The 15,643-nt window shown below is 56.3% G+C and carries 15 protein-coding genes and 1 tRNA gene; 7 read left to right on the top strand and 9 right to left on the bottom strand.

Annotation, left to right across the window (positions count from 1 at the left end; translation table 11 throughout):
• Positions 1 to 70 precede the first annotated feature (70 nt).
• The 4 genes from M4951_RS15450 (at position 71) to M4951_RS15435 (ending at position 4,558) form a co-directional block, all read left to right on the top strand.
• Positions 71 to 616 carry a PH domain-containing protein gene (locus M4951_RS15450; protein WP_262022552.1) on the top strand — a complete coding sequence of 182 codons (546 nt, stop codon included), beginning with the start codon at positions 71 to 73 and terminating at the stop codon, positions 614 to 616.
• A gap of 213 nt (positions 617 to 829) precedes the next feature.
• Positions 830 to 2,452 (top strand): efflux transporter outer membrane subunit, encoded by a 1,623-nt coding sequence (locus M4951_RS15445; protein ID WP_262022551.1) that lies wholly within the window; start codon positions 830 to 832, stop codon positions 2,450 to 2,452.
• 255 nt (positions 2,453 to 2,707) lie between these two features.
• The gene (locus M4951_RS15440; protein ID WP_262022550.1) at positions 2,708 to 3,619 is read left to right on the top strand and encodes a GlxA family transcriptional regulator; all 912 of its coding nucleotides are present in this window, start codon (positions 2,708 to 2,710) and stop codon (positions 3,617 to 3,619) included.
• A 66-nt stretch (positions 3,620 to 3,685) separates the two neighbouring features.
• Complete coding sequence (locus M4951_RS15435; RefSeq protein ID WP_262022549.1) at positions 3,686 to 4,558, top strand: DJ-1/PfpI family protein; 873 nt, start codon at positions 3,686 to 3,688, stop codon at positions 4,556 to 4,558.
• A 213-nt stretch (positions 4,559 to 4,771) separates the two neighbouring features.
• Here M4951_RS15435 and M4951_RS15430 read toward each other — a convergent pair whose 3' ends face one another.
• From M4951_RS15430 to M4951_RS15405, 6 genes are all read right to left on the bottom strand, one after another.
• A complete protein-coding gene (locus M4951_RS15430) occupies positions 4,772 to 5,188 on the bottom strand; it encodes a carboxypeptidase-like regulatory domain-containing protein (protein WP_262022548.1) in 417 nt (138 codons plus the stop codon).
• Positions 5,189 to 5,271: 83 nt separating this feature from the next.
• A complete protein-coding gene (locus tag M4951_RS15425) occupies positions 5,272 to 6,234 on the bottom strand; it encodes a DUF1559 domain-containing protein (protein ID WP_262022547.1) in 963 nt (320 codons plus the stop codon).
• Positions 6,235 to 6,784: 550 nt separating this feature from the next.
• Positions 6,785 to 7,882, bottom strand: coding sequence for a peptidase M42 (locus M4951_RS15420; RefSeq protein WP_262022546.1), 1,098 nt, complete (start codon positions 7,880 to 7,882; stop codon positions 6,785 to 6,787).
• Positions 7,883 to 8,186: 304 nt separating this feature from the next.
• On the bottom strand, positions 8,187 to 9,095 hold the full coding sequence (locus M4951_RS15415) for a GIY-YIG nuclease family protein (protein ID WP_262022545.1): 909 nt from the start codon (positions 9,093 to 9,095) through the stop codon (positions 8,187 to 8,189).
• 309 nt (positions 9,096 to 9,404) lie between these two features.
• Positions 9,405 to 9,478 (bottom strand) — tRNA-Ile (locus M4951_RS15410).
• A gap of 184 nt (positions 9,479 to 9,662) precedes the next feature.
• Complete coding sequence (locus M4951_RS15405; protein ID WP_262022544.1) at positions 9,663 to 10,157, bottom strand: hypothetical protein; 495 nt, start codon at positions 10,155 to 10,157, stop codon at positions 9,663 to 9,665.
• A gap of 176 nt (positions 10,158 to 10,333) precedes the next feature.
• Here M4951_RS15405 and M4951_RS15400 point away from each other — a divergent pair, with 176 nt between their 5' ends.
• The 3 genes from M4951_RS15400 (at position 10,334) to M4951_RS15390 (ending at position 12,822) form a co-directional block, all read left to right on the top strand.
• On the top strand, positions 10,334 to 10,960 hold the full coding sequence (locus M4951_RS15400) for a zinc-ribbon domain-containing protein (protein WP_262022543.1): 627 nt from the start codon (positions 10,334 to 10,336) through the stop codon (positions 10,958 to 10,960).
• Between the two features lie 110 nt (positions 10,961 to 11,070).
• Entirely contained in the window at positions 11,071 to 11,928 is an 858-nt protein-coding gene (locus M4951_RS15395; protein ID WP_262022542.1) for a deoxyribonuclease IV, read from the top strand.
• Positions 11,929 to 12,120: 192 nt separating this feature from the next.
• A complete protein-coding gene (locus M4951_RS15390; protein WP_262022541.1) occupies positions 12,121 to 12,822 on the top strand; it encodes an ankyrin repeat domain-containing protein in 702 nt (233 codons plus the stop codon).
• Here the strand turns inward: M4951_RS15390 and M4951_RS15385 are convergent.
• Genes M4951_RS15385 through M4951_RS15375 form a run of 3 tightly spaced genes read right to left on the bottom strand, consistent with a single transcriptional unit; the run spans position 12,819 to position 15,642 of the window.
• Positions 12,819 to 14,360, bottom strand: a complete 1,542-nt coding sequence (locus M4951_RS15385; protein ID WP_262022540.1) for an iron chelate uptake ABC transporter family permease subunit — start codon at positions 14,358 to 14,360, stop codon at positions 12,819 to 12,821. The genes M4951_RS15390 and M4951_RS15385 overlap by 4 nt on opposite strands.
• Positions 14,357 to 15,142 (bottom strand): metal ABC transporter ATP-binding protein, encoded by a 786-nt coding sequence (locus M4951_RS15380; RefSeq protein WP_262022539.1) that lies wholly within the window; start codon positions 15,140 to 15,142, stop codon positions 14,357 to 14,359. The genes M4951_RS15385 and M4951_RS15380 overlap by 4 nt, the downstream gene beginning before the upstream one ends.
• Positions 15,139 to 15,642 carry a hypothetical protein gene (locus M4951_RS15375; protein WP_262022538.1) on the bottom strand — a complete coding sequence of 168 codons (504 nt, stop codon included), beginning with the start codon at positions 15,640 to 15,642 and terminating at the stop codon, positions 15,139 to 15,141. The genes M4951_RS15380 and M4951_RS15375 overlap by 4 nt, the downstream gene beginning before the upstream one ends.
• Position 15,643 lies beyond the last annotated feature (1 nt).

Raw genomic sequence — 15,643 nt, 5'->3', positions numbered from 1 at the left:
CCAAGAATTGACGTGTCGCAGCGAATACACTTTCAAAAGTCCCCTCTAGTCTCTGCAACGAGGATGCGCCATGGATAAAGACGACTTCACAGACAAGATGAAGCCTCAGGATGATCGTCGCCGCGACGATCCCGAAGAGCAACTGTGGGCCGGCAACTATTCGGTCAAAGATATGTATGGGACCTGGATCATCACCGCTGTGCTGTCAGTGACGGCTCTTGTGGTGGCTTGCGTCTTCTTTTTGGCGATGTTTCCCGTTGTTCTGGGAGTGATCGCTGTGGTTGCCGTGATCTGGATTTTTCTCTTGTGCCGCCTAGCCTGGCGCAAGTGGAGCGTCCAATACGAACTGACGACGCAACGCTTTGTTCATCAAAGCGGCATCCTGAGCCGGACGACCGATCGGATCGAAGTGATCGATATCGACGACGTCACTTTCAATCAAAGCATTTTTGATCGCATGTTTGGCGTCGGCACGATCACCGTCACCTCCAGTGATCGAACTCACCCCACATTGGTGCTGGACGGGATTGAGGACGTCAAAAGGGTGGCTGACTTGATTGATGGCGCCCGACGAAAAGAGCGTATCCGTCGTGGAATTCACATCGAAGCGGTGTGAATTGTAAGGCAGATTACTCAATCCAAAGAGTCGCCGGTATCAACCGTTGTAAGCGTTGCTATCGGCGACTTTTCCGTTTCCAGTCACCTTGCCGCGCCCTTAAAGAACTTTCATCCGGACTTTTCGGAATGGTCGATATGTCAAGCAGTATCGGAACATGCGAACCGATGGTTAGCTTACGAATCGATGATCGCTGGGGGCGGTTGACCCGTGATGTGCAAACAAGTTTTCTCGACGCAACGAGTGCTAGCGATCGCCTGTTTGGCGGCCGCACTAGCGAGCACTGGGTGTCTGATCGGTCCTGATCATTGTGATCCTGGTGCACCATTCTTGCCGCATTGGAGTCGTCCTCTACCCGATGGGCTGACCGACGAACCCAATGACTCGGTTGCGTGGTGGACCAAGTTCAATGACCCGGTTCTGTCTGAAATGATGGTTCGGACCGCTCAGCAAAACCTGACGCTGGGTCAGGCCTACGAACGCATCGCCGAAGCCCGTGCGCAGCGTGCGATTGCTCGCGGCGGTTTGTTTCCCGACTTCTTCATGGATATGAGCTACAGCCGCATTAAGTCCAGCAACAACGGTAGCCCGATCGGTTTGACCTTCCAGACGCCGGCGTTCAATTATTGGAGCGCCTCGCTGGTCGACGCATCTTGGGAAATCGACGTTTGGGGCGCTGTGCGGCGTAACTTGCAAGCCGCCAACGCCGAGATCGACGTAGCGATCGAAGATCACAACGCGATTCTCGTTTCGCTGCAGGGGGATGTCGGCGCCAACTACGTTCAAGTTCGCACGCTGCAGCATCGTATCTTGATCGCTCAGCGCAACGTGCAGTTGCAACGGCAATCATTGCAAATCGCGGAAACGAAGCTGGAAGCCGGCACGGTCAGCAAGCTGGACGTTTATCAAGCTCGCTCCAACTTGTACTCGACCGAATCGTTGATTCCGTCGCTGCGTCAGAATCTCGATATCGCTTACAACCGCTTGGCGGTGTTGCAAGGGATGCCGCCGCAAGACCTGACGAACGAAGTAATGGGCGCTCGGCAGCTCTTCAAGATCCCCGAGAATATCGCAGTCGGCTTGCCGATCGAAATCATCCGTCAACGACCTGATATTCGCATGGCCGAACGTCAGCTGGCGGCCCAATCGGCTCGTATCGGCGTCGCGATGGCCGACTTGTTGCCTCGCTTTACGCTGAACGGTACTTTGGGCGTCAACGCGACAAGTATCGACCGCTGGTTCACGACTGACAGTCTCGCCTACAACTTTGGCCCGACGGCGCGCTGGAATGTGTTGAGCTTTGGTCGCGTCTGGGGCGACATCGAATTCCAACGAGCTCGTTGGCGTGAGCTGGTGAACAACTATCAGCAAACGGTGCTCGAAGCTTCGGAAGAGGTTGAGAACGCAATGATCTCGTATCGCTTCACGCAGGTTCGCGCCGACCAACTTTATAAAGCGGTCGAAGCTGCCCAAGGAGCCTCGGCGATCTCCGAAGTTCAGTACGAAGGGGGCATCATCCCGTTCCAAACGCTCTTGGACGCACAGCGTTTCCAGGCCGACTTGGAAGACCAGTATGTCGCGGCTCGCGGCGACACTTACACCTCGTTGGTTAGTCTCTACAAAGCCCTGGGCGGCGGCTGGCAAGAACCCTTCGCAGCCGGCAACCTTGGCGCCGACCAGAACCCACAGGGTGAATTGCAGCTCGATCCGCAGATGATGCTGCCGGCGCCCAACGCGGCCGGCGCCAATCCGCTGGCTCCGGACAACCCTGTCCCGCCGATGGCCCCCGGCGAAGCAATCCCGCCGCCGATGATCATCCCACAACCGATGAACTAGGCGACTATTTTTTCGCACCGATGCTTTGGTTAACCGCGGGAGAGAAATCTCCCGCGGTTTTTTTGTGGTGAATCGCTTCTCCTGTTCCGTTTATCGCCGACGCCGATCAGGCGGTAAGCATCGATCCGCAACCATGGCAAGATTTGTCCGATCTTTGTCATGGACGGAGCACGCCGTGATTTCTATGCTTCATAGGGAAGTCGTCACTACTTGAATGCGAGGAACTCATTGGTCAATAAGGATAGAAAAAAGGTCTTGATCGTAGCGCCGCCGCAGGTCACGCTGATGGATGTAACGGGGCCGTGGGAAGTGTTCTGCCGCGCCGAGGCCATGATTCCTGGAACCTATGATGTCGCCGTTATCGCCACCGAACCCGGCGCGCGGGTCAGCACTAAATATGGCCTTGATATTTGCTGCGAACGGAAGATGGATGAATTTCCAGGACCGCTCGATACCGTGCTCGTCGCCGGCAGTCAGCAGGGCGTCGACGGCGTCGCCGATCCTGTTTTTCTCGCGTGGTTGCAGGATGCGGCAAGTCGCACGCGTCGGATAGGTTCGGTCTGTACCGGCGTTTTTTATCTCGCCCAAGCCGGCCTGTTGGTGGGACGCAGGGTGACCAGTCATTGGCGATACATCGACCAGCTCAAATCTCAATTTCCGGATCTAACGGTCGATCCCGAACCGATTTTCGTGCGTGATCGCGATATCTATACTTCCGCCGGCATCGCGGCAGGCATTGATCTGGCGCTCGCGCTCGTCGAGCAAGACTGCGGACATGCCGTGTCTCAGCAGATCGCGCACGATCTTGTGATATTCGTCCAGCGTCATGCAGACCAGACGCAACTCAGCTGGTCACTGGCGCAGCGTATCGCCGACCATGATCCGATTCGCCAACTGCAGCGCTGGGCGCCTGATAATCTGCCCTCCCTAACCACTGTCGATGACATGGCCGCGCATGTCCATATGAGTCCGCGAAACTTCTCTCGACTCTTCAAACAGCAGACCGGCATGACTCCCGGCAGCTACCTACGTCAGTTGCGAGCCGAAGCAGGCCAGCGCCGCATGCAACAAGCGCCCGGCAAAACCGGAGAGCTTGCCGCCGAGCTAGGTTTTGGCTGCGAAAAATCGCTCCATCGCGCCGCTCAACAGAAGGCGAAAAAGTCTTAATCGCAAAACGGACACGATGCTGATTGCTTGTTTTATTCCCCCCGTCAAACCATAGAGATATCCGTCATGTCGACCGATGATAACCAGCGTAAAGAATCTGCTGCCAGCAGTTTGCCGCTCACACGCCGTCACTTAGTTCAACTAGGTACTTTGGGACTCGCCTCCGCTATGTTTCCTGCTTCCAACGCACCAGCACAAAGCCTTACGCAACACGTACCTGCCGCTTTCGCCAAGCTGCGAAACAAAGCGGCGCTGAACATCGGAATCCTGATCTTTCCCGGCATCGATCAGATCGACTTCACCGGGCCATTTGAAGTTCTCGTCCGAGTGCCGGGCGCAAAAATTCACATCATCGGCACGCAGGCCGATCCCGTACGTGACTACAACGGGCTGGTGCTAACGCCTGAAATGACGCTCGCCGATACGCCGGAATTGGATCTGCTTGTCGTACCAGGCGGTCCCGGGCAGCAGGCGTTGATGCAGGACGAGCAGGTGCTGGAGTTTATCCGCCGCTATCATGCAACCGGCAAGCCGCTCTTCTCGGTCTGCACCGGTGCGCTGCTTTGCGGCGGCGCCGGTATTCTTCACGAGCGCCGCGCCACTACGCATTGGTCGACAATCGCCTTGCTTCCCTATTTCGGCGCGATCGCCGTCGACCAGCGTGTTGTGATCGATGACGAAATCGTCAGCGCCGCCGGCGTCACCGCAGGCATCGATGGAGCTTTGATCATTGCTGCGCTGCTGCGTGGCGATGCCGCCGCCCAACGCATTCAGCTTGGCATCCAGTACGCGCCGGAACCCCCGTTTCAAGCGGGACTCCCTTCCACCGCGCCCGCCGACGTGCTCGATGATGTGACCGCCAAAATCAAACCGTTGACCGAATCGCGTCTACAGACCGCTAAAGCATACGCGGCGCAAATGAAGGGGCGAACAGACTAGAGCTTTGGTTCACTTAAAATTTCGGGCGCCGCTGTCTGGCTTGTCCAGCAGTGTCTTGGGTTGCGACGTGAACGACCCTCAAATCAAGCGGGACCAAAGTACTAGAGCGGATTTCAATTCTCGGGCGTTTTTGAGACGACCGAACGCCAGCTTTTCATCGTCTCGATTTGACGCAGGCCCCGTCGTCGCGATGCTGGAGGCCGCTTGGTATTCTTATTGGGAAGAATCCAAATCAAAGTCAAAGTTGTTTTCTCCCCGCTCGATCGTTCGCTTTAGTTCGGTCTCATCGTTGTACTTGGCTGGAACCTTCTCTGGTACGCCGGGATCTTGGACCTTGCCGTTGTCGGTCAGTACTCTGGCCTGAAACGTATGAATCCGAATCGAATGTTCACCCAGCAGCGCCCCTTCGGCGCCGGCGGCGAACTGCAGCTGAAAGTGCCCTTCCGCGTCGGTCGTCGCTTCCGACGTCCGTCCTCCGGCGGCGGGATCAAACGCGACGATAGCGCCGGCGAGCGGTTGCCCGTCGAGAGTGACAGTTCCATGAACCTTGCCCAATTGCGGGCCGCTCGACCCAAAGCAGCCTGTCGTCAAGAGCAGCGCGAGCCCTAAAAGAAATGCGTTCCGTTTCATCGTATTTTCCTGCAGGATGACAACCCGACGTTCACGCTTGCAGCGCGCGCGTCTGGAGAGAAGGAGGGAGCTTAGGGCGTACGCTAGAAGTTGGAAACAGGATTACCGTCGTCGCGACGAATCAGATACTCATAGGTGCTGTTCGTGGTGCTGTTGGTATTGTGGTCGATCGTTTCCGCGAGGAAATGAACGGACCCGTCGACAAACAGAAACAGGGCGCCGCCGGGATGGGTGCTGCTGAAGCCTCGATCACAGGCGGCGTTGTTGGTGCAGTTCAGCGGCCAGCGACCCGCGGCCGCAGGATAAGAATATCCTTGGCGGCTATGGTCTTCGGTATCCCCGTTGGCGATCAATTGCGTGGAGGCCCGTAGAGAAAAACCGGCCAGCATCCAGGCTCGCTCGCCGATCGCAATCGTATTGCTGCTGCCATCGGTGATGCGGGCAAAATTGACGTATTGCCCTTCCGAGTCTCTGCCCATGAAACCGTCCCATTTGGCCCGTTCCAAGTTGTAGCTATCGTTCGATCCGACATAGCTGGACGTAGCGATCTCTAGGCAACCAGCGTCGGTGCAGTCGGTATTGCCGCCGGAGCCGGCGGGGACTTTGCGTTCGCTATTGAGCTCGGGCGCGGTGGACGAAGGGCAGCGATAGCCGGCGAATCCCGCTTCGGCCGATTTCAAGCGATCGGCGTCACCCAGAGAGACTTCACCAGGCAGCTTGCCGACTTGCAATTGATCGTACAGGTTGGATTGCTCGACAAACGGCAGAATAAACGCGCTCCAGGTCCAAGTGCCGCATTTCCCTTCAGGGCAGTTGCTGGCCAGGACCCGGGCTCTATCCAACTGCAATGCCGGCGGAAATCGCTTGGCGACATCATGGTAATTGTGCAGCGCCAAACCGATCTGTTTCAGATTGTTCGAGCATTGCATCCGGCGAGCAGCTTCGCGAGCTTGTTGAACCGCCGGTAATAGCAAGGCGATCAGAACGCCGATGATCGCGATGACCACCAACAGTTCGACCAACGTGAATCCTTTGGAGCGCGCCATTGGTAAAACTCCATTCAATTGAGATATAGGGGATAAAACAATAGAAGTGCGAAACGCAATCCATTCGATTGACTTTAAGGAGGGGAAAGACATTGTAGTGACTCGATGATTCTTTGGGTATAAAAATATCAATGTAGGAGAGTTTTTTTGTGTCATCCCGTGAAGTGGGGGGGGGGCGGGGGGCATGCATGCCTTCTTCATCACGTCTGCAGAGGTCTGCTGCAAAGCGACGCGGCCAAAAGAGGTCTTCGATATCGCAGAATCTTCGAATCGGTAAGCGATGCTTTTGGTGAGCACATTGTGAGAGCATCGCGACCGCAGAGCGTGGAGAGACTTGCTATGTCACGCTGATGGTTTAACGAAATGGTTAGCAGAAAAAGCAAGGAGATGTCGCTGGAATCGGGGGGATGTCAGAAGAGCTGATCACCCAGATCTCTCGCGCCGCTTGCGGTAAAACCTGCTTCCACTGCGAACGCCAAGTGATTGCAGCTCGGCCGAGAGTTGAGCTGCTGAGGAATCGCAGCTCTTGGTGAGTCACACGAAATCGACTTTACAAATAGGTCGACAACAATCGAATCGCCGCTGCGACCGATTCCAACGAAGCGGTTTCTTCCGCCGTGTGATAGCCGGTGGTCGGAATCTGCAGCGTGGTACCGTTAATTTCTCCGCAGGTCGCCGAGGCCAATCTCCCCAGCTCGGTCCTGCCGAGCGAGAGCGGTTTGCAGCGGTCGACGTTTTGCGCTTCGATGTAGGCGTCTTTGAACATCGTCGTGATCCCCAGATCATCGCAGCGATTCTGGAGTTCGTCAGTGATCCCCCCGGCGAACTCTCCGCTGGCGTCTTTCCGCCTCAGCACAAGCTGCTGAGCCGTCGCCGTCGGCGTGCAGGGGAAGGGACTTGTATCGACCACGATCAGCTTTTGCGTTGTCAAATGCTGCCGTTTGAACCACTCCAGCGCGTAGCGCCAACTGCGGCCAGCTTCTTCCTGGGCCGTAAATAGGCACGTTCCCCGAAAACCTTTGCGGAACAGGTGGACCAGCATCGCGACAGACAACACGTTATCCAACTGGGCCGAGAGAAACCCATTCTCGATCTTGAGCCGATCCAAAAACGAAATCGGCGTTCCCGGCTGCAGAAACTCGAGCCCGTTTAGTTCAAAGATCAAATTGTGTCGTTGCGGGCAGACAAACGACCGCGTAATCGCCGCTTGTCCTAAATAGGTTCCGGCGTACGGCAAATGCGCCTGCACGCGCTGCCCGGCGAAGCGATCGCCGATGTTGTACATCATCTGTTCCGAGACAGAGTCGCCGGTCAAATCGCAACGATTGCTGGCGATAAACGCCGCATATTGAAACTCATTCGGACCCGTACAAAGCAGCCCATGCCGGTCGATATGCGCCGACAGAATCAGGTCATAAGGCCGCGGTCCCTGTGCAACCAAAACCCCTTGGTAGTACTGAACCCTGGCGCCCACTTCCTCCAGCTCACGCCGCAATACCCGAAAGAACGAATCCTCGGCGCCGACGACGCTCGGCTCGCGGATCAACAGATGCAAGATGTCCAAGAAGTCGGCCAAGTCGGCGTCCAACAAAGGGCCGCCGCTCAGATTTTCGGCGCCCGCAATCCGAGAAAAGGTCGCAATGCTCATGGAATCAGCACTCCACTGGTCGCAAAAACCGCCCGACCAAATCAATGCATTTTGCGAGCCAAATCAGAGGAGCTTGAAAAAAAGCGTTGCCAGAGGATCAGTCAGACCCGACCAGACTGCTCTGCGCAGGAGGGAGTCCAACGACCCCCATCGCCGAGTTTGTTCTTGCCAAAATCTCTTGGTCGCGCGTGACCATGCGAAAGGATCAAGATATGGAGATCCGGAATACAAGCTTTGGACGCGTCAGGCATACAGGAAAGATTTGGTGTTTTCCGCTTTGAAATTCGTCACCCGATTGAGCGTCTTAGTCGGATGTCTGGTCATCGCCATTCATCCGATAGACCTCATCAAGCGTCCTCCCCGACGAATTTTTCCATTCCGTCCAACCATTTGCTCGGCGTCCAAGTACGACGATTGCGGCTCGGCTGGGCGAGTTGAATAGATAGTCTTGTGTAAATTTTAGGTTCGTCCCCTGGTCCACAAGGACGCCACTTTCGATGAGTAGCTTCCGAACCGGCTCAATTAGGTCGACGCCGGAAGGAGTGATCTCTTTACGAGCTATCGCACCGGCCAGGACGACAAACCCATCTTCGACAAAGTCACCTTCCGCAGCACAATCAATCGATTTGATAAAGAAAGTCTCCGAGTTCGTACTCTTGTTGACGAATGGTTCAAATACAGGGTATCCGACGGTCGACACCAAGACGCTCAATGTTTCGAACACATCCAGCAGATCGGCCTCCATGGGCTCCGTCACAAACGGCATGCCTGGCTGAACGTCATTGGCGATTGCGAAACGGCCCGTCTCCTTCGCTGCCTGCAGGCAGTACCATTCTAAATATCTTATGTGAGCCTGAGTGAACGTCTGGGTTCGGGAGCTAACCACGACCGCAGTCGTCCAAAAATCCTTCTTTGAATTGTGATTATTCAGCCGCTTTCGTATGTCTTCGGTCTGGCCGATGTAGACGATTGGTTTGGCGGATTCTTCTGATTCCCCAAATAGAAAATAGACGGCAATATGATCCAACTCGGCTCGCTGCTTTGCTTCTACTAAGTCCGATCTTGGTACAACGATCACCTGAACCGTACGGTTAGTAAATTCAGCGATCCGCACACCGCGCGGTTCGCCTGACGGCAGAAAGATCTGGATAGTTTTGGCGGCTGGACTGGTCATCATCAGGCTATCTTGCTTTTCGGCATCGTCGATTCTCAAGAAGGCGAGTGTCCTACCTTGGGAAAAGCTGTTTCAGGAAATGCGAGCTAGCCGGGCAACGGAATTGGCCGACGAATACCCGGAACATGTCGCGACCGCCTGGATGGGGCATTGCGTAAAGGTAGCCCGGCAGCATTATTGGCAGGTCACCGACGATCACTTTACGAAGGCGCTACGCCGTCCCCAAAAAGCGGCGCAGAATCCGGCGCAGTCAGTGCATGCCGCGATTCGCTTAAGTACGACCCAAGGGAGCGAAAAGCCTCGGAAAAACGAGGCGAAGCGAAATGTGGCGAAGCTGCGTAAAAAAAGTAGGCCAGGCAGGACTCGAACCCGCGACCAAGGGATTATGAGTCCCCTGCTCTAACCGACTGAGCTACTGGCCCGTGTAGTCTTGTTGCTCGCTGGAGGAGCAACGTGACGCAAAGGTTCATATTACCTGGATTGGGGCCTGACGGAAATCCCTAGTGGCGGCGCGTAAAGTGTTGGCTGATAGGTGGTTTGTGCCGGTAGAAGGCAAATTGCGCCGGATGTTGGGCGGCTAGAGGCGCCGGGGGAGAATTGCCGCTTTTACTGCACTGGAGCCGGGGCGACTTCGGGCGTGTGGCGGTAGTGTTCGATCGCTTGTTGCGGGTTCAGATTGAAGATCGTGCGCCCGTCGGTCATCCAGGCGCCGTCGACGTACGAGAAAAGTGCGGTTGCGGCACGTAGGTTGGAGACGGCGGCGACTTCTTCCATGCCGCCTCCTTCGATCGCTTCAAAACTAATGGTGACCGCGACAAAAGCGCGGAGTTGCGAGTTGGCCGGGTCACGGGCAAATTGGACTTCGGATTGGAAATCGCACTGTTTCCAGGCCAAACCGCGCGGGCGGCCCGAGTGGCTGGCGATCGTCTCAAACTTCGCTTCGAGCAATTCTCGTTGCAGTGAGAACTGCTTGCGGGCGGCCGTGAAGTCGACGCGAGGGTTTTGGCGTCCGCCGCGAGCGCGCAGCCAAAGCCCGATAGCGATGGTGGCGATGGCAACCAGCGCAAGTCCGATCGCGATATATTGGGAGGTTGCGTCCATAGAGGCGCTCACCTTGCTGGTGAGTCCGAGGAATTCAGTAGGCACTTGATTTTACTGACACGCAGCGACGAAAATCAACTGTTTGGCGGAAAACCGACTAACAAGGTCGAAGATTATGGGCGTAAGTCCTGCCATATCGTCCACTTCATAAAAAATCTTCTCGCTGACGGCTCTTCATGACTTTCACTTTGCAATGTCCCAGCTGCCAGGCTGTATTGGAATTAGATGCTGCGCCGGGCGGTTCGATTCGCTGCGCGGGGTGCGGGCATCAATTTCACCCTGATTCGCCAACGATTACGGCGCCTGTCGAGTCGATCGCATCGCTCCGCATACCAGAGGGACGCATCTATGGACCAATGCCGCTGGATCAGTTGGAAGAATGGATCTGTCAGGGGCGCGTTGATGATCAATGCGACGTGCGACTTACTTTGAATGGGCCTTGGCAATCGGCGGCGACGATTTTTCCAGTGCTCAAATTGCCGCCGACGGTCAGCAGCGGCAATCCCTTTAAGATAGAGCCCAAACCGTTGGCCAACGCGGCGTCGGCATCGCGATTGTCGGAACGGGGGATCATGATCGTCCTGTTTGGCGTTTTGGGTTGGGTTGGTTGTCCGGTCTTCGGCGTGCTGGCCTGGGGGATGGGGGCGTCTGATTTAGAGGCGCATCGCGAGGGAAGACTCGACACACGCTCGGTGCTGATCACGCAGATCGGTTACTTCTTGGGGATGTTTGGCGCAATCACATGGGCGACGGCGATCCTGGGGATGGTGCTGATGATTTTGTTTCATCAGCTGACGATTTAAGAGGCCTTGGGGATTCTCCCCCGATGAGTCCTCTCGGATTTTAGCGCAATCACGTCTAAAATCGTCGACTTATTGTCGTCTCTCGTATTACTCTTTGGGAAATTAGTGCTGTGCCAATCTTCGGAGCTCACATGTCGATTGCCGGCGGCTATTACAAAGCCGTTAATGCCGCCGCGGAAGAGTCAATGGAGTGCGTTCAGTTGTTCACCAAGAATAACAACCAGTGGCGCGCCAAGGAAATCATCGAGAAAGACGTAAAGCTGTTCAAGGATGCGCTGGCCGAAAAAGGAGTGAAGCATCCGCTTTCGCATGCGTCGTACTTGATCAACATGGGATCGCCCAAGCCAGAACTGTGGGAAAAGTCGCGGGATGCGATGATAGTCGAACTGCAGCGAGCCGATCAGTTGGGGATTCCGTATGTCGTGGTCCATCCCGGCGCGTTTGTTGACAGCAGCGAAGCGGAAGGAATCGCCGCAGTGGTGAAAGCGCTGGATGAAGTGATCGAGGCGACCATGGATCTGGATTCAATCTGTTTGTTAGAAACAACGGCAGGGCAGGGGAGTTGCTTGGGGCACACGTTCGAGCATCTTGGCGCGATGCTGGATGGCGTGAAGAAGAAAGATCGGGTCGGCGTCTGTCTTGATACTTGTCATATCTTTGCCGCCGGTTATCCCATTGGAACCGAGAAAGAGTACGAAACGACCTGGAAGCAATTTGAATCGCTCATCGGGCTCGACAAGTTAAAAGCGATTCATCTGAACGACAGTAAAAAGCCGCTTGGTTCGCGAGTCGATCGGCATGAGCACATCGGCGAAGGTTGTCTGGGAATCGAACCGTTTCGCTTGTTGGTGAATGATGCGCGATTTGAGCAGATGCCGATGTATCTGGAGACTCCCAAGGGAGAAGAGGAAGGGGAGACCTTCGACACGCGAAATCTGGCGACGCTGCGGCGATTGATGAAATCATAAGCGTCGCTTTGTGCGTAACGCTGCGAAGCGACTGAAATGAACGTTCGATGAAGCGCCCGTGAAGTCTCTCACTTCTGAGGGCGCTGTTGCAGAATTTGTGCAGGATTCAGAAGTCTCTGCGATATAACCATTTGGCAAGGGCCTGTGGTCGGAATCGGCCGCAAGAGTTTTGCAGCGGTTGGGGACTGCTTCATGAACTATCATTGTCCGCTTTGCGAGACGTTGGGCGTCGTGCCGAACGAAGCGCGCGGCCATGAGGTGCTGTGTCTGAAATGTCGGCGCAGTTTCTTTATTCCAGATCGTAGCGTTGCAGAGCGTATGCAACTGGGCGTTTTGTTTGCTGCGCGGCGGAATGACGGCGAAGTGATTCGCGAATTCGCCGATCAACAGGCCGACCTGGACATCCAGAATCCCCGGGATGGCCACACGCCGCTACACGTCGCAAGTTTGCATGGCAAGCTGCACGCGCTGAAAGAATTGTTGGCAGGGGGCGCAAAGCTGGAGATTCGCGCGACCCGAACCGAGCAGACTCCACTCATCTACGCCGCACGCGAAGGACATGCCGAAGCGGCGGCGATGCTGATCGCCCAAGGGGCGAATCTGCAAGCACGCGATCCAGACGGCTGCGGAGCTTTGCACTGGGCGGCTCGCAAGGGGTTTCTGGATGTCGCCAAAGTGCTGGTCAAAGCAGGCGCCGACATCCAAATCAATAACTCGAATGGATTGCGGCCGATCCAATTTGCCGTCGCCTATCATCAACCGGCGGTGCGCGACTATCTTGTCGCCGCCGAACGTGCCGCCGGTTTCATCCAGCGACAGATCAGCAAAGGGGACAAGAACCAAGCGATGAATCGGGTCTTATTTGGCTTGGGATCAAAAAAGAAAAAAGGCTAATTCTCTTGTCGTTCGCTGTTTGGATCAGCTAGCCGCACGGTTAGTTGATCGGCCGAATCATGATCAAGATGCAACTCTACCCCGCTGGGCAAACGGAAGGTCCAAATGGTGTCCTCCATTTCACGCGGGCCAGCGATGATCACATCGCCGATCGCGACTTGGTCATGTTTGTGACTGCCGGCGATCGCCGTAATGACGCCGCGGCGCCCGTCACGCAATAGACTCGCTTTGACTTCTGCGCCGGGGATTAGGTCGATAAAGTCTTCAGGAATCTCTTGCCCGTGCGGATCGCGAGTCGGATGTCCCAGTCGATCATCCAGATAGTCGACGGTCGCCTCGTCGTTCAGGTGCTCCAACAGGTGAGCGCGATCGTGCAGCGAATCTTCCGGCATGCCAACCCGCTGCAGATAGGTTTCCCAAATCCGATGCGCGCGCATCAAACGTCGCGCTTCATGATTTCCGAACTCGGTCAGAATAAAACCTTGCGGCGTCTGGTCCAGCAGCGACATCGCCACCATTCGCTGCAGCACGCGACGTAACGTAGCCGGCGTCGCTTGCACATGGGCTCGAATGGTTTCTAATCGCGTCGCGTGCGTCTCGTCGCGCCGCAAGCAACCAAGGACGTCTTCGACGACATGTTGAGGAACCTGGTTCCAGCGCCGCAGCGTGCCGGCTAACAGACCGTTGTGCGGCGCGAGAATCAAGATCACCATAAATTGCAGGGTGCCTGCCATCACGATCGACGAGCCGGCGCCGATATTGAGCCAGGCTGAAGCGTAAACGCCCAGCACTACGCTGCTGACGCCGAGCGCCGCCGAGAGGACCAGCATGCTCGACAAGCGATTGCAGAGCAAATAAGCGGCGGCAGCCGGCGTAATCAGGAGCCCGACCACTTGAATGATGCCGACGATGGAAACGGCCGACACGACGACCAGCGACGTGCAGGCGGTCAATAAGTATCCGACCAGCGGCGCCGAAACGCCAACCGACGCGGCCATAATCGGATCGAAACTGGTTAATTGCAGTTGGCGATAGAACAAGATCACGACAAACAGGATGATTGCGGTGACGGCGCCCATCATCCAAAGTCGCTCGGCGTCGACAACCAAGACGTCCCCCATCACCATGTGCATCAAGTCGACATGGATCTCGCTGGAGAAGACGCTCGCCATCGCGCCGCCAAAGGCGAAAATGCCGGTGTACATAATGCCGATCGCCGTATCGTCTTTGATGCGCGAAGCGCGTGAGACAAAGCCGATCAACAGCACCGTCACAAAGCCGGCCAACAACGCGCCAATGATCATCGCCCCAAAATGGGCTTCCTCTCCGGCGATCAATTTCATTAGCAAATAGCCGCCGACGACGCCGGCCAGCATCGAGTGGGAGATCGCGTCCCCCAAAAAGGCCATGCGACGCAGTACGATAAAGCAGCCGATCATCGACGAAGCGATTGCGACGAGTGAGCCGGCGAACATCGCGCGAAACAGATATCCGCCGGAAGCGAGCGGTTCGACAAACACGTCATAGAGGAAGTTCATTTTCCACCTCCTGTCGAGACGTCGCGCAAATGCTCAAACGCTTTCAGCGATCCTTCGTAGACTTCAGACAACAACTCTGGCTGCAAGACTTGCTGCGGCGAGCCGAATGCGAACAGACGCTGCTTAATCAACAGCAGCGAATCAAAATATTCGGCGGCGGTCGCGAGATCGTGATGAACGACGATCAGCGTTCGTCCTGCCTGCTTGGTGCTGTCCAGCACTTCCAGTAACGCGCGTTCAGTCGCGGCGTCGACGCCGGCGAATGGTTCGTCGAGCAGCAGAATATCGGCGCCTTGGGCGAGCGCTCGCGCCATAAAGACCCGCTGCTGTTGTCCGCCTGAGAGTTGCCCGATCTGTCGGCGGCGGAATTTTTCCATGCGAACGGTTACCAACGCGTCGTCGACATGCTGACGATCTTCGTGCGACGGTCCCCAGGCCCAAAAGGGGATTTGTCCATAGCGTCCCATCATGACGACCTGCTCGACAGTGACCGGGAAATCCCAGTCGACCGCGCCGCGCTGCGGAACATAGGCGACGCGCCGCCGGGCTTTTTCGGTCGGCGCGCCAAACAAGCGAACCTCGCCCAAGTCGGGTTTCATAAAGCCGAGAATCGCTTTGATCAGTGTCGACTTGCCAGAGCCATTGGGACCGATCACTCCGACTAACTGTCCCGCTTCGATCTGAAACGAAATATCGAGCAGCGCCGGCGTCGGGCCATAGCTCACTGTCAGGTGGTCGACCTGAACGGCCGGAACTCCAGAACGTGTCGGTCGGGCGATCATGGAGTCCCTCCGTCGGCCGGATGGTCGGCCGTGGTGGAGAAATTAGCGACGCCAGACAGGATCGCAGCTCCGGCCGGCGCCCATAGAAAACGTTCGGCGATCGGCTCGTGTTGTTGGCTTGAATAGATCGCGACCTTCGCGAAGAGCGGGGGGCCAGGGTTTTGTGGAGTCGCTTCGATCAGAAATTCGTTTCGCCCGACGACGATGTTGTCGATGTCGGCAATTTCGATGTTTTCACCGGCGGCGATCGGTTGGTCGGTTGCATAAAGCGCCTTGCCGGCAAAGCGAACGCTGACGGCGTTGGAATTGTTGAGGTCGGCCGAAAAACGATCGGGACCCGCGTCAAACGAAAGTTCCAGCTCTAGGCGAAATTCGCCGGCGGCGTTTTCCAAAACTTCGGCTTGGGGCGCAGCGGCGGCGCGATGCTCATCGACGGTGAGATAAACTTTCACCAACAAGAGCGCCAGAGCCGCGGCGGTGATCGCAAAGAGAATACGCATG

Source organism: Blastopirellula sp. J2-11 (genome assembly GCF_024584705.1).
Classification (GTDB): Bacteria; Planctomycetota; Planctomycetia; order Pirellulales; family Pirellulaceae; genus Blastopirellula.
Note: the sequence above shows the minus strand (reverse complement) of the source record. Positions and strands in the feature narration are given on the sequence as shown.